Genomic DNA, 12,676 nt, shown 5'->3' with positions numbered 1-12,676 from the left:
ACGGTGGGCTCGTGAGCCAGGCACTGGACGAGGGGCCGTTCTTCCACGGCACGAAGGCCGATCTCCGGACGGGCGACCTGCTGACCGCGGGCTTCCGGTCGAACTACCGGCCCGAGGTCACCATGAACCACGTGTACTTCACCGCCCGCGTCGACGGCGCCGGCCTCGCCGCCGAGCTCGCGGCCGGCGACGCGGTACCTCGGGTCTACCAGGTCGAGCCGACGGGTCCGTTCGAGGACGACCCCAACGTCACCGATAAGAAGTTCCCGGGCAACCCGACGCGGTCGTACCGGAGCAGCGCACCGCTGCGGGTCGTCCGCGAGGTCACCGACTGGCCGCGCCTGAGCGAGGAGGCGCTGGCGTCCTGGCGCGCGCGACTCGCGGCTCTGCGGTCCGACGAGCGGGGCGAGATCATCAACTGAGGGCTGCGCGCCCAGGCATCGTGCAGGGGCCGTCTACCCCCGCAGGGGGAGGGCGCCGGGTCCGGGTTCGCCCTGTCGGTGGATACCCCGGCGGCGGGGCACCGCTACCGTCGACGGCGTCGTGCGCGGCGTCGCCAGCTGAAGGAGCGGTTCGAGTGTTTCGCGAGGTCCCCGTCCTCCCCGTCGTCGTCCCGCTGGGGGCGGTGGTCCTGGCGGTGCTGCTGTGGCGTCTGCGCCGGGCCGGGCGGCTCACCGTGCCGCGGGCCGCCGTCGCGCTCGCGCTCGCCGTCTACGCGGCCGGGGTCGTGGCCAACACGGTGTTCCCGATCTTCCTCGACAAGCCGGTGAGCAGCGCCCCGTGGAACGCCCACCTGGCCCTCGTGCCCCTGGCGGACTACGAGGTCGCCGACGCGGTGATGAACGTCCTCGTGTTCGTGCCGCTGGGGCTGCTCCTGCCGCTCCTCCTGGCGCGGACGTCGTGGTGGCGCGCCGTGGCGGCGGCGGCGGCCTTCAGCCTGGCGATCGAGGTCGTCCAGTACGTCACCTCGCACCTGCTCGGGGGCGGCCACATCGCCGACGTGGACGACCTGCTCTTCAACGTCGTGGGCGGCGTGCTCGGCTACGCGCTGTTCACCCTCCTGTGTCGCGTCCCCGCGCTCGACGCGTTCCTCGACCGTTTCCGCTGGTCCTCGGGTGCTCCTGCTCAGGCGTCGAGCTGCGCGCGGACGAAGTCGACGATCCCGTCCGCGGCGGCCTCCACCTCGGCGAGGCAGTCCTCGAAGTCCTGCTGACCGCCGTACCAGGGGTCGGCGATGTCGAGCACGTGCTCGGGCTCACCCGCCGCGACGCGGGGCGCGGCCGGGTCGAACGAGCGGTACATCCGCACCGGGCCGGTGGCGTCGAGGCGGCGCAGGGCGCGGGCGTGCTGGGACGTCATCGCGAGCACGAGGTCCCGCGCGACGAGGTCCCCCGCGCGCACCTGGCGGGCACGGTGCGTCCCGTCGACGACGTACCCGTGCTCGGCGAGGACGGCCCGCGCGCGACGGTCGATCGGGTTCCCCCGCTCCTCGTCGCTGATCCCCGTCGAGTCCACCACGACGCGGTCACCGAGCCCGGCCGCCTCGAAGCGGTCGCGCAGGACCACCTCGGCCATGGGGGACCGGCAGATGTTCCCGGTGCAGACGGTCATGACGCGGTAGGGCGCAGGGGCCTCGGCACTGGTCATGGGCCCATTCTGCGCGAGGCGCGCGCGGTCCTCACGTGCGGTCGGTCGCCGGGCGACCCGCGAGCGCCGCGTCTACCGTGAGGACATGATGATCGGGGCGGGGTCGGGGCGGATCGCCGTGACGGGCGCGAGCGGGCTCCTGGGGTCGAAGCTCGCGTTCCGCCTCGCCGCCGAGGGCGCGAGGCAGCGCCTCGTCGTGCGCGACGCCGCACGCGCGCCCAGCCTCGGCGACGACCCGCTCCCGGAGTCGGACGTCGCCGTCGTCGGCGGGTACACGGACACGCGCGGGATGGTCGCGGCGTTCACGGACGTCGACACCGTGTTCCTCGTGTCCGCCCGCGAGGACCTCGACCGCGTCGCGCAGCACCGCGCGGCGGTCGACGCCGCCATCGCCGCCGGGGTCGGGCACATCGTCTACGTGTCGTTCGTCGGCGCGGCGCCGGACGCCGTCTTCACGTTCGCGCGCGACCACTGGCGCACCGAGGAGTACATCCGTGCGACGGGTGTGCGCCACACGTTCCTGCGCGACAACCTCTACCACCGCGGGCTCGCGCTCATGGTCGGCGACGACGGCGTGATCCGGGGACCGGCGCGCGACGGGAGGGTCGCGGCCGTGTCGCACGACGACATCGCGGACGTCGCGACCGTCGTCCTGCTCGACGCCGACGCGCACCGCCACGACGGTGCCACCTACGACGTCACGGGGCCCGAGGCCCTCACGCTCGGCGAGGTCGCGGAGGCCCTGTCCGCCGCGACGGGCCGCGAGATCACGTACCACCCCGAGACGCTCGACGAGGCGTACGCGTCACGCGAGCGCTACGGGGTGCCGCGGTTCGAGGTCGACGGCTGGGTGTCGTCGTACACGGCGATCGCGGCGGGCGAGCTCGAGCGCGTGAGCGACACCGTCCCCCGGCTCGTCGAGCGCCCCGCGCAGTCGTTCGCCGCATGGCTCGACGACTACCCCGAGGAGTGGGCGCACCTGCGTCCCGCCTGACCCGGCGTCTCCACGCCGTGCGCGAAAACCCCTGGCGCGGTCCGTGGGCGCGGACGTACCGTCGTCGTACACGCGAAAGGAGGTGGTCCTGGAAGTGAAGATTCTTCGGACTCGTGAGGTGGTTGCGCGCTAGTCGTCGCGCAACCGATCCAGCAACGGACCGGATGCGGTGAGCCCGTGAACCGGGCGGGGTCTCCCGAGGGGAGGCGCCCGACGGCGAGCGAGTACCACGCAACCACCGGAGCCCGCGGGTGTCGTGCCCTCGTCCAGCACGACAGGAGGAACCCTCCAGCCCGCGGGCTTCCTGCTGCCCACCCCCAGGCACTCACCCCAGGGAGAGGTGGGGCTCCACGAGCTCGGTGTAGCGGCGGGCGAGGGTGGCCACGACGTCCGCGCCGGGGGCGGCCCAGATGTCGCCGTTGAAGATCTCGACCTCCACGTCGCCCGTGTAGCCCGCCGCGGCGACCGAGCGCGTGAACGCCGTGAAGTCGACGTGACCGTCGCCCATCATGCCGCGGCCCAGCAGCGTGTCCGCGGGGAGCGGGGTGATCCAGTCGCACACCTGGTAGCTGACGATGCGGCCCCCCGCGCCGGCTCGCGCGATCTGCTCGTGGACCCTCGGCTCCCACCACAGGTGGTACGTGTCGACGACGACGCCCACCTCCGCGGGTGCGAACGGTTCCGCGAGGTCGAGGGCCTGCTCGAGCGTCGAGACGACGCCGCGGTCCGCCGCGAAGATCGGGTTCATCGGCTCGATGCCGAGCGTCACGCCCGCGTCGCGCGCCGCCGGGACGAGGGCGGCGATCGCCTCCGCCGCGCGCGCCCGTGCACCGATCAGGTCGCGGTCGCCGTCGGGCAGGCCGCCCGGGACGAGGACGAGGGTCGGCGCTCCGAGCGCGGCCGTCTCCGCGATCGCGGCGAGGTTGCTCGCGTGGGCCGCCGCGCGCGCGTCCGGGTCGCTCGCGGTGAAGAAGCCGCCGCGGCACACGGAGGACACCCGTAGCCCGACGTCGCGCACCCACCGCACGGCGGTGTCGAGCCCGACCTCCGCGACCGGCTCGCGCCACAGCCCGATCGCCGGGAGCCCCGCGGCCACGCACCCGTCGATCGCCTCGCGCAGCGACCACCGCGCCGTCGTGCGCTGGTTCAAGGAGAGCCGCGCGAGCCGCGGGTCGCCGGGCTCCGGGGTCGGCACCCGTGCGGCCACCCCGCTCGGCACATCCACGAGACCCGCCCCGCCGAGCAGGTGGTCCTGGTGCGTCCCGCCACCAGCACGTGCCGAGACCACCCGGTCGGCGGGCAGGATCACCTGGTCGGCGGAAGACCGGGGGCCGGAGGACGGGAACTCCGAGATCTCGGTGCTCATGCGACCACCTCGTCGGCACGGGCGGGGACGGACACGACGGTGGTGGACGTCGCCGGGCTCGTCCCGGGACCGGCCTCGGTGCCGACCTCGATGCCCGCCGCGGCGAGGACGAGGCCGAGGCGGTGCGCGGCGAGGTCCGGGTCCGGCAGGAGGCGGGCCTCGTTCGCGAGCTCGAACGCGCGCGCGAGGTGCACGACGCTCCGGGCCGACTGCAGGCCGCCCACCATCGTGAAGCCGGGCTGGTGGCCTGACAGCCACGCGAGGAACGCGATGCCGGTCTTGTAGTAGTACGTCGGCGCCTCGAACACGTGCCGCGAGAGCGCGAGCGTCGGCGCCATCTCGGCGTCGTAGCGCGAGAGGTCACCGTCGTCGAGCGCCGTCAGCGCGGCCGAGGCGGCAGGCGCCACGGCCGCGAACGCGCCGAGCAGCGCGTCGGAGTGCCGCTCCCCGTCGCCCCGGACGAGCTCGGGGTAGTGGAAGTCGTCGCCCGTGTACAACCGGACGCCCTCGGGAAGTACGGCGCGTAGCCCGACCTCGTGCGCCGCCGAGAGCAGGGACACCTTGACCCCGTCGACCTTCGCGGCGTGGGCGCGCACGAGGTCGACGAACGTCGCGGTCGCGGTGTCGACGTCCTCGGACCCCCAGTACCCGCGCAGGTTCGGGTCGAACGCCTCGCCGAGCCAGTGCAGCACGACCGGCTCGCGCACCTGGGACAGGATCGCGTCGTACACGCGCACGTAGTCGTCGGCCGACGTCGCGACGCGCGCGAGGTGCCGCGACGCCATGAGGACGACCTGCGACCCCGTGCCCTCGACGAACTCGACCTGCTCGGCGTACGCGCCGATCACGTCGTCCACGGTCCGCAGGTCCTCGGGCGACCGGTGGTCGGTCCCCGCGCCCGACGCGATGCGCGCGCCGAGCTCGTGGGCCTGAGCCGCGCTGCGCGACACGAGCTCCTGGACCGCGGGCCAGTCGAGACCCATGTTCCGCTGCGCGGTGTCCATCGCCTCGGCGACGCCCAGCCCGTACCGGAACAGGTGCCGACGGAACGCGAGCGTCGAGTCCCAGTCCACGACGGCCGGCGCGCCCGGGACGTTCTCGCCCCGCGGGTCCGCGACGACGTGCGCCGCCGCGAACGCGACGCGCGAGGCGTACGGGCCGGGGTGGTCCGCCCACTCCCGGGGCGCACGCAGCTCGACGAGCCGCGTACCGCCGTCAGCCAGCGGGATCCGCACCCCGCGCGCGCCGCTCACGCCCCCGCCCCGGACGCCGCGCCCAGCTCGACCCGCCGCCCTTCGCGCGACGACGTGTACCCCGCGTCCACGAGGCGCAGGCCGCGCACGCCGGCGTCGAAGTCGTAGGGGTGCGGCCGCCCGCCGTGGACGTCGCGCAGGAACTCCTCCCACTGCGCGCGGAACCCGTTGACGAACTCCTGGTTGTCCGGGATCTGCTCCCACTGGGCGCGGAAGTCCTGGTCTGTGGGCAGGTCCGGGTTCCACACGGGCTTGGGCGTGCGGGCGCGCGACTGGATGCGGCACCCGAACAGCCCCGCGACCGCGGACCCGTGCGTCCCGTCGACCTGGAACTCGACGAGCTCGCCCCGGTCCACGCGCACCGCCCACGAGGAGTTCACCTGCGCGAGGATGGGGCCGTCCGCCCCGGCGAGCTCGAAGATCCCGTACGCCGCGTCGTCGGCCGTCGCGGCGTAGGGCTTGCCGTGCTCGTCCCAGCGCTCGGGGATGTGGGTCACGGCCTTCGCCATGACCGCCTCGACCGGCCCGAACAGGTTCTCCAGCACGTAGTTCCAGTGGCAGAACATGTCGAGGACCATCCCGCCGCCGTCCTCGGCGCGGTAGTTCCAGCTCGGGCGCTGCGCGGGCTGCCAGTCGCCCTCGAACACCCAGTACCCGAACTCGCCGCGGACGGACAGGATGCGGCCGAAGAACCCGCCGTCGATCAGTCGCTTGAGCTTGAGCAGGCCGGGCAGGTACAGCTTGTCGTGCACGACGCCGTGGATCACCCCGGCCGCGCGCGCCGCCTCGGCGAGCTCCTCGCCCTCGGCCACGGACTCCGCGATCGGCTTCTCCGTGTACACGTGCTTGCCCGCCGCGAGCGCCTTGAGGATCGCTTTGGTGCGCTCCGACGTGACCTGCGCGTCGAAGTAGATCGTGGCCGTCGGGTCTGCGAGCGCCGCGTCGAGGTCGGTCGTGTACTCGGCGACGCCGTGGCGCGCGGCGAGCTCCGCGAGCTTGGCGCGGTTGCGGCCCACGAGCACGGGCTCGACCTGGAGGTGCGTGCCGTCGTCGAGCTCGACGCCGCCGTCGTCCCGGATCGCGAGGATCGAGCGCACGAGGTGCTGGCGGTACCCCATGCGACCCGTCACGCCGTTCATGACGATGCGCACGGTGCGGGTGATCGGTCGGTCGCCCCCTGCGGCGTCCGTGGTCTGGCTGGTCATGCGGGCGGTCATCCGTTCTGCGAGAGCGAGCGCTCGGCGGGCCGGCCGCCGAGGTAGAGCTCGGAGAGCTGGGGGTCGGCGAGGAGCTCGGGCGCGGGTCCGGTGATGTGGACGCGGCCGAGGTCGAGCACGCACCCGATGTCCGCCGTCTCGAGCGCGCGGCGCGCGTTCTGCTCGACGAGCAGCACCGCGACGCCGGCGTCGCGCATGCGCACGACCTGCTCGAACACCGTCGACGTCGTCTTGGGGTCGAGGCCCATGGACGGCTCGTCGAGCAGCACGACCTCCGGGCTCACCATGAGCGAGCGCGCGAACTCGACCTGCTTCTGCTGCCCGCCCGAGAGCAGGCCCGCGAGCTGCTTCCACCGCTCGCCCACGATGGGGAAGAGGTTCTGCACGAACGCCACGCGCTCCGCGATCTTCTGCTTGTCGCGCAGGGTGTACGCGCCGAGGAGCACGTTCTCCGCGACCGTCATCTCGCGGAACACGCTGTGGCCCTGGAGCACGTGCGCCAGTCCGGACGTGAGCATCTCCTGCGGCCCCTGGCCCGTGACGTCGCGCCCGCCGACGAGGATGCGGCCCGAGCGCGGCTTGAGCAGCCCGCTCGCGACCTTGAGCACCGTCGACTTGCCCGCGCCGTTCGGCCCGACGAGGCACACGACCGTGGCCGCCGGGACCTTGATCGTCAGCCCGCGCAGCACCATCGCCGCGCGGCCGTACCCGGCCTGGATGTCGTCCAGCTCGAGGAGGTACTCCTGCTTCGCCCCCGTCCCGGGGGTCGGGTCAGACACCAAGGTAGGCCTCCAGCACTCGCGGGTCGGCTTGCACGACGGCGGGGGTGCCCTCGGCGATCGGCCGGCCCCGGTCGAACACGATGACGTGGTGGGACAGGCTCATGACCATGTCCATGTTGTGCTCGACGACGAGGAACGTCTTGCCCTCGGCGTTGAGCTCCTGCACGAGCGTCCCGATGCGGCCGATGAGCGCCGGGTTCACGCCGCCGGCCGGCTCGTCGAGCATGATCGTGTCGGGGTCGCCCATGAGGACGCCCGCGAGCTCGAGCAGCTTCTGCTGCCCGTAGGACAGGTTGCGCGCCTCGACGTTCTCCAGGTGGTCGATGCCGACGCGCACGAGCAGCGCGCGCGCCTTGTCGATCTCCTCGGGGTTGCGCGCCCCGGCGAGCAGCTCGCGCACCTTCGTGCGCCGGACCGCCACGAGCATGTTCTCGAGGACGGTCATGCGCGGGAACACACGGCAGAGCTGGAAGCTGCGCCCGATCCCGGCGCGCGCGATCTTGTGCGGCGCGCGCCGCGTGATGTCCTCGCCGCGGAAGGTGACCGTGCCGGAGTCCGGCTTGATCATGCCCGTCACGCAGTTGAAGAACGTCGTCTTGCCGGACCCGTTCGGGCCGATGAGCGCGTTGATCTTGCCGTGCTGGAACGTGACCGTCGCGTCGCGGACGGCGTGGACGCCGCCGAACGACTTGGTGAGGCCGACGGTCTCGAGGTTGCGGGTCGTCGGGGGTGCGGTCGTCGTGCTCATCGGTCCTTCTCCTCTCCCGTGCCCTCCGCGGTCGGCTCGCCTGCCGCGTGCTGTCCCTGCTGCGCGACGGCGGCGGGCGGCTCGGCAGGCGGTTCACCGGTCGGCTCGGCGGCCGCGGCGCGGTTGCGCTCGAGCAGCTCGGCCGCGGTCATCTCGCGGATCGAGGAGTCCTGCGGGCCGAAGCGCTTGAAGAGGGCCTGGGCCGCGGGGATGATCCCGTCCGGCATGAAGAGGACGACGACGCCGAGGAGCAGGGCCGTGGCGACGAGGTGGAACTGGGTGTCGCCGAACTCGAGCTTGAAGTACTCCAGGCCCGTGCCGACGACGACAGCGCCGAGGAGCGGGCCGAACAGGTGCCGGACACCCCCGAACAGGGCCATGAGCACCATGTAGGAGCCGAGCATGATGGAGAACTGGAAGATCGGGTCGAGGTCGCCGAACCACAGGGCGTACATGCCGCCCGCGAGTCCCGTGAACGTCGCGGAGACGACGTAGGCGACGAGCTTGTAGTTGCGCGTCGGGACGCCGAGCGCCTGGGCCTTGTCCTCGTCCTCGCGGATCGCCTTGAGCCCGGTGCCGAAGCGCGAGCGGTCGATCGCCCACCACGCGACGAGCATGACGACGAGCAGCGCGGCGAACAGGTAGAAGAACGTGCGGTGGTGCTCGGGCCGCAGCAGGTCAGGGAACGGGCGCGGGACGACGAGGCCGTCGGACCCGCCCGTGAAGGACCCCCACGCCTGGAAGACGAGCAGCAGGATGAGGACGAACGAGATCGACACGATGACGAACGACGCGCCGCGCACGCGCAGCGCCGCGATCCCGACGGGGATGGTGACGAGCAGGACGAGCGCGCCCGCGACGAGCCACGCGACGAAGCTCGGGAGACCGAGGTCGCGGATCAGCAGGCCGGTGCCGTAGGCGCCGAGCCCGAAGAACGCGGCGTGGCCGAGCGAGACGTACCCCGTGAAGCCGCCCATGAAGTTCCAGGCGGTCGCGGTGCACGCGTAGCTGAGGACGACGATGCCGGCCGACAGGATGTACGCGTTGGGTGCCATCGTCGGGAAGGCCAGGACGAGCACGGCGAGGACGACGAGCGCGGCGAGGCGGACGACGCGCCCCCAGGGGCGGCGTGCGGTGGGTGCGACGACGGCCGAGGCCGTGCCTGCGCCGTCGGGCACCGCGCGGGCGGCCGCGCGGCGGCTCGCGGGACGGGTGTCAGAAGCGTTGGGCAAGGCGACCTCCGAAGAATCCCTGGGGTCGCAGCATCAGCGTCGCGAAGAGGGCGACGTAGAAGATGGTCTGCGCCCACGTGGTGCCGAGCGGCACCTGGAGCAGGCTCTGGCCGATCCCGAGCACCATGGCGGCGATCGCGGCGCCCGGGATCGACCCCAGGCCGCCGACGACGATGATCGCCATGAGCGGGCCGATCCAGTGCCAGTGCAGCGACGGGTAGATCGTCGCGTCGAGCGACAGCGCGGTCCCGCCGATCGCGGCGGTCGCGAGGCCGAGGCCGAAGCCGTAGCCCGCGACGCGGTCGGTCTTGATGCCGACGAGCTGCGCGGCCTCGCGGTGCTGGATCGTCGCGCGCAGCGCCTGGCCGAACCGGCTGTGCTTCATGAGCAGGTACAGCAGCGCGAGCGAGAGCGCCGCGAGCCCGAAGGCGACGAGCTTCACGACGGCGATCCGCGCCCCGAAGAACTCGATGCTCGCGCCCGAGTACGGGAGCTGGATGCGCCGCTGCGTGCCGCTCCAGACGAAGCCGATCATGCCCTCGATGAAGAGCGCGACGGCGAACGTGAGGAGGACGGACATCATCGTGAGCGTCGCGGGCCGCAGGCGCGTGATGAGCAGGCGCTGCATGCCCACGCCGACGAGGAAGAACAGCGGCACCGTGATGACGAGCGACAGCAGCGGGTCCATGCCGGTCTGCTGGTTGAAGAACCAGGCGAGGTACGCGGCGAGGATGAGGAACGCCGAGTGGGCGATCATCACGACGCGCATCACGCCGAAGTACAGGGTGAGGCCCGCTGCCAGGAGGGCGTAGAGCCCTCCCAGCAGCACGCCGAGCACGAGGCTCTGGAAGAGGAGCGTTCCTGTCACGAGGCGATCACCAGGCCGGCTTGGGGAAGACGAAGTCGGCTTCCTTGGCGTCCTGCGGCAGGACGATCTGGATCTCGCCGTCCACGTACTGCTGGATGAGGTGGGCGCCCTGCGGCTTGCCCGTCTCGTCCCAGGTCAGCGGCCCGACGACGGTCTCGACCTCGTTGCTGCGCAGCCACGAGATGAGCTCCTGCTGGCACTCGCCCTGCTCGGCGCACCCGACGGCCTCGACCGCGGCGGCGACGACCTGGCCGGTCGTGTACGCGTTGGCCTCGTCCTCGCCGGGCGGGTTGCCGTGCAGCTCCGTGTACCGCTCGACGAAGTCGACGTTGGACGGCCAGCTCGCGGTCTCGGTGTAGCCCGTGGGCGAGAGGATGCCCTCGGTCTTCGAGCCGATCGCCGCGGAGAACTCGGGGTTGGTCGGCGCCGTGGAGAACGCCGCGAGCTGCGGCTGGTAGTTGAGCTGCTGGAGGGCGACGATGAGGTTCACCGCGTCCTGGTACTGCGTGCCGCCGATGACCATGTCCGCGCCCGAGTCGTTGATCTTCGCGGCGATCGAGGAGAAGTCGGTCGTGTTGGGCGGGTACACCTCGTCGACGACGATCTCGAGACCGGCGTCGGCGAGCTTGTCGCGCAGGCCGTAGGCAGTGCCCTGGGCGAAGGGGTCGTCCATCGAGGCCACCGCGACCGTCTGGGGACGCTCGCCCTCGGGCATGTCGAGGATGTGGTCGGCGAGGTAGTTGTAGTGGTCGTCGGCGACGGCGGGGGCCGCGTAGAAGAGGTTCTCGAAGCCCTGCTCGAACACCTCGTTCGCGGCGCCGGCCGGCTCGACGAAGAGCATCCCGTACTCCTCGGCGACGCGGGCGCTGGGCACGACGAGGCGCGTGGAGAACGGCCCGAACACGAGGTCGACCTCGTCCTGCGCGATGAGCGCCTCGTAGTCCTGGACCACGCGGTCCGCGTTGGACTGGTCGTCGAGGATCTTGAGCTCGACCTGTCGCCCGAGGAGGCCCCCGTCCTCGTTGACGAACTGCGCCCAGGCCTCGTAGCCGCGCTGGACGCCCTTGCCGGGCTCGGAGAAGTCGCCGGTGAGCGGGAGGGAGATGCCGATGACGATCGGGTCGTCGGACCCGCCGCCCCCGCCCTCGCCGTCGGACCCTCCGGAGCACGCCGTGAGGACGAGCGCGGTCGCGGACACGCCGGCCGCGAGGGCGAGCGCGCGGCGTGAACGGGGGCGGGTGGACATCCGTGGAGTCGACCGAGAATGCATGGACGTGACTCTCCCTACTTCGTCGTAGTGAAGACCTGAGGCCGTACTGCTCCGTACGAGACTGCTTGTTTGCGAAAGCGCTTTCGTAAGCGCTTCCGCTAGAGTACGGTGCGGACAGCGGATGTGGCAAGCGTCACGTCGGGGAGGGCCCTCGGGCCGCCGACCGGGCGACGCACGGACGAGCGGAGCAGGGGTGCGTCGAGAGAGTCGGACCACGAAGGGTCGCAGCGCGCTGCGGCTGGTCGACGTCGCCGAGCGGGCGGGCGTCTCGCTCGCGACGGCGTCGCGCGCGCTGTCGGGCAGCGACGGCGTCTCGGAGGTGCTCGCGGAGCACGTCCGCGAGGTCGCGACGGAGATGGGCTACATCGCCAACCCGCACGCGCGCACGCTCGCCGGGGGCACGACGTCGGTCGCGGGCCTGCTCGTCTACGAGATCGGCGACCCGTACTTCTCCGAGATCGCGAGCGGCGTCGTGCGGGTCGCCACCGAGCACGGCTGGAGCGTGCAGATCAGCCACACCGAGCGCGAGCCCAGCGCCGAGGTCACGCAGATCCGGCTCATGCGCGCGCACCGCGTGGGCGCGATCCTCGTCGCCGGGTCCGGGTACGTCGAGCCTGCGATGGAGGCCGACGCCGCGCGCGAGCTCGAGGCGTTCCAGGAGGCCGGGGGGCGGGTCGTCGTCATCGGGCGGCACCACCTGCACAGCGACGCGGTGCTCCCGGACAGCGAGGCGGCGGCCGCGAGCCTCACGGACCACGTCCTCGGTCTGGGCCACCGGCGCCTGGCCGTCGCCGCCGGGCCCGAGCGGCTCACGACCGTCGCGGACCGCATGGCCGGCATCCGGAGCGCGGTCGCGGCCCACGGCCTCGACCCGGACGAGCTGTTCGTCGTGCACGCGCCGTTCACGCGCGAGGGCGGGCGCGACGCCACGCAGCGCATCCTCGCCCAGCGCCCGGACACCACGGCGATCCTCGCGCTCAACGACGCCATGGCCACGGGCGTGCTGTCACTGCTGCGCGAGCGCGGCGTCGTCGTGCCGCGCGACATGTCCGTCACGGGGTTCGACGACATCCAGGTCGCCCAGGACCTCGCGCCCGCGCTGACCACGGTGCGCCTCCCGATGAGCGAGATGGGAGCGACGGCGTTCGAGCTGGCGCTCCGGCCGCCGTCGGGCCGCCCCCGCCGCAAGCGCACCGACCACGAGCTCGTGGTCCGCGACTCGACGGCCCCACCCCGCCCCGGCCCGCTGTGGGCATGAATTGGGCCCGGTTCTCGCCGCAGAACCGGGCCCAGTTCATG

At 72.6% G+C, this 12,676-nt stretch carries 13 protein-coding genes; 4 read left to right on the top strand and 9 right to left on the bottom strand.

The features are described 5' to 3' along the window. The first annotated feature begins 11 nt into the window (after positions 1-11). The gene (arr, locus tag AC6CH9_RS11070; protein ID WP_498154917.1) at positions 12-422 is read left to right on the top strand and encodes an NAD(+)--rifampin ADP-ribosyltransferase; all 411 of its coding nucleotides are present in this window, start codon (positions 12-14) and stop codon (positions 420-422) included. A 155-nt stretch (positions 423-577) separates the two neighbouring features. After that, positions 578-1,213, top strand: a complete 636-nt coding sequence (locus AC6CH9_RS11065) for a VanZ family protein (RefSeq protein ID WP_498154916.1) — start codon at positions 578-580, stop codon at positions 1,211-1,213. On the opposite strand, the gene AC6CH9_RS11060 is transcribed toward AC6CH9_RS11065, so the two are convergent. Next, entirely contained in the window at positions 1,126-1,647 is a 522-nt protein-coding gene (locus AC6CH9_RS11060) for a low molecular weight protein-tyrosine-phosphatase (protein ID WP_498154915.1), read from the bottom strand. The genes AC6CH9_RS11065 and AC6CH9_RS11060 overlap by 88 nt on opposite strands. An 85-nt stretch (positions 1,648-1,732) precedes the next feature. Between AC6CH9_RS11060 and AC6CH9_RS11055 the strand changes: the two genes are divergently transcribed. Then, complete coding sequence (locus AC6CH9_RS11055) at positions 1,733-2,641, top strand: SDR family oxidoreductase (RefSeq protein ID WP_498154914.1); 909 nt, start codon at positions 1,733-1,735, stop codon at positions 2,639-2,641. Between the two features lie 325 nt (positions 2,642-2,966). Here AC6CH9_RS11055 and AC6CH9_RS11050 read toward each other — a convergent pair whose 3' ends face one another. The 8 genes from AC6CH9_RS11050 to AC6CH9_RS11015 are packed head-to-tail and all read right to left on the bottom strand — an operon-like array spanning position 2,967 to position 11,353. Continuing rightward, the gene (locus tag AC6CH9_RS11050; RefSeq protein ID WP_498154913.1) at positions 2,967-4,007 is read right to left on the bottom strand and encodes a sugar phosphate isomerase/epimerase family protein; all 1,041 of its coding nucleotides are present in this window, start codon (positions 4,005-4,007) and stop codon (positions 2,967-2,969) included. Further along, positions 4,004-5,260 carry a dihydrodipicolinate synthase family protein gene (locus tag AC6CH9_RS11045; protein ID WP_498154912.1) on the bottom strand — a complete coding sequence of 419 codons (1,257 nt, stop codon included), beginning with the start codon at positions 5,258-5,260 and terminating at the stop codon, positions 4,004-4,006. Before AC6CH9_RS11045 ends, AC6CH9_RS11050 begins: the two co-directional genes overlap by 4 nt. After that, complete coding sequence (locus AC6CH9_RS11040; RefSeq protein WP_498154911.1) at positions 5,257-6,465, bottom strand: Gfo/Idh/MocA family protein; 1,209 nt, start codon at positions 6,463-6,465, stop codon at positions 5,257-5,259. The genes AC6CH9_RS11045 and AC6CH9_RS11040 overlap by 4 nt, the downstream gene beginning before the upstream one ends. A gap of 8 nt (positions 6,466-6,473) precedes the next feature. Beyond that, positions 6,474-7,256 carry an ABC transporter ATP-binding protein gene (locus AC6CH9_RS11035; RefSeq protein WP_237841047.1) on the bottom strand — a complete coding sequence of 261 codons (783 nt, stop codon included), beginning with the start codon at positions 7,254-7,256 and terminating at the stop codon, positions 6,474-6,476. Continuing rightward, the gene (locus AC6CH9_RS11030; RefSeq protein ID WP_472862814.1) at positions 7,249-8,007 is read right to left on the bottom strand and encodes an ABC transporter ATP-binding protein; all 759 of its coding nucleotides are present in this window, start codon (positions 8,005-8,007) and stop codon (positions 7,249-7,251) included. Before AC6CH9_RS11030 ends, AC6CH9_RS11035 begins: the two co-directional genes overlap by 8 nt. Next, positions 8,004-9,239 carry a branched-chain amino acid ABC transporter permease gene (locus tag AC6CH9_RS11025; protein WP_498154910.1) on the bottom strand — a complete coding sequence of 412 codons (1,236 nt, stop codon included), beginning with the start codon at positions 9,237-9,239 and terminating at the stop codon, positions 8,004-8,006. The genes AC6CH9_RS11030 and AC6CH9_RS11025 overlap by 4 nt, the downstream gene beginning before the upstream one ends. Then, positions 9,223-10,107, bottom strand: coding sequence for a branched-chain amino acid ABC transporter permease (locus tag AC6CH9_RS11020; protein WP_024841626.1), 885 nt, complete (start codon positions 10,105-10,107; stop codon positions 9,223-9,225). The genes AC6CH9_RS11025 and AC6CH9_RS11020 overlap by 17 nt, the downstream gene beginning before the upstream one ends. A 7-nt stretch (positions 10,108-10,114) precedes the next feature. Continuing rightward, positions 10,115-11,353 carry an amino acid ABC transporter substrate-binding protein gene (locus AC6CH9_RS11015; RefSeq protein ID WP_498154909.1) on the bottom strand — a complete coding sequence of 413 codons (1,239 nt, stop codon included), beginning with the start codon at positions 11,351-11,353 and terminating at the stop codon, positions 10,115-10,117. Between the two features lie 217 nt (positions 11,354-11,570). Here AC6CH9_RS11015 and AC6CH9_RS11010 point away from each other — a divergent pair, with 217 nt between their 5' ends. Further along, positions 11,571-12,635 carry a LacI family DNA-binding transcriptional regulator gene (locus tag AC6CH9_RS11010; protein WP_498154908.1) on the top strand — a complete coding sequence of 355 codons (1,065 nt, stop codon included), beginning with the start codon at positions 11,571-11,573 and terminating at the stop codon, positions 12,633-12,635. Positions 12,636-12,676 lie beyond the last annotated feature (41 nt).

The sequence above is a fragment of the Cellulosimicrobium sp. GQ32 genome, assembly GCF_059758455.1.
The sequence above is the reverse complement of the archived record's forward strand: the minus strand, read 5'-3'. Positions and strand labels throughout refer to the sequence as shown.

What these genes read in the sequence shown, in the direction of transcription:
- AC6CH9_RS11015 (WP_498154909.1), bottom strand. Translation starts at nt 11,353, where the DNA reads ATGTCCACCCGCCCCCGTTCACGCCGCGCGCTCGCCCTCGCGGCCGGC.
- AC6CH9_RS11030 (WP_472862814.1), bottom strand. Translation starts at nt 8,007, where the DNA reads ATGAGCACGACGACCGCACCCCCGACGACCCGCAACCTCGAGACCGTC.
- AC6CH9_RS11050 (WP_498154913.1), bottom strand. Translation starts at nt 4,007, where the DNA reads ATGAGCACCGAGATCTCGGAGTTCCCGTCCTCCGGCCCCCGGTCTTCC.
- AC6CH9_RS11060 (WP_498154915.1), bottom strand. Translation starts at nt 1,647, where the DNA reads ATGACCAGTGCCGAGGCCCCTGCGCCCTACCGCGTCATGACCGTCTGC.
- AC6CH9_RS11055 (WP_498154914.1), top strand. Translation starts at nt 1,733, where the DNA reads ATGATGATCGGGGCGGGGTCGGGGCGGATCGCCGTGACGGGCGCGAGC.
- AC6CH9_RS11040 (WP_498154911.1), bottom strand. Translation starts at nt 6,465, where the DNA reads ATGACCAGCCAGACCACGGACGCCGCAGGGGGCGACCGACCGATCACC.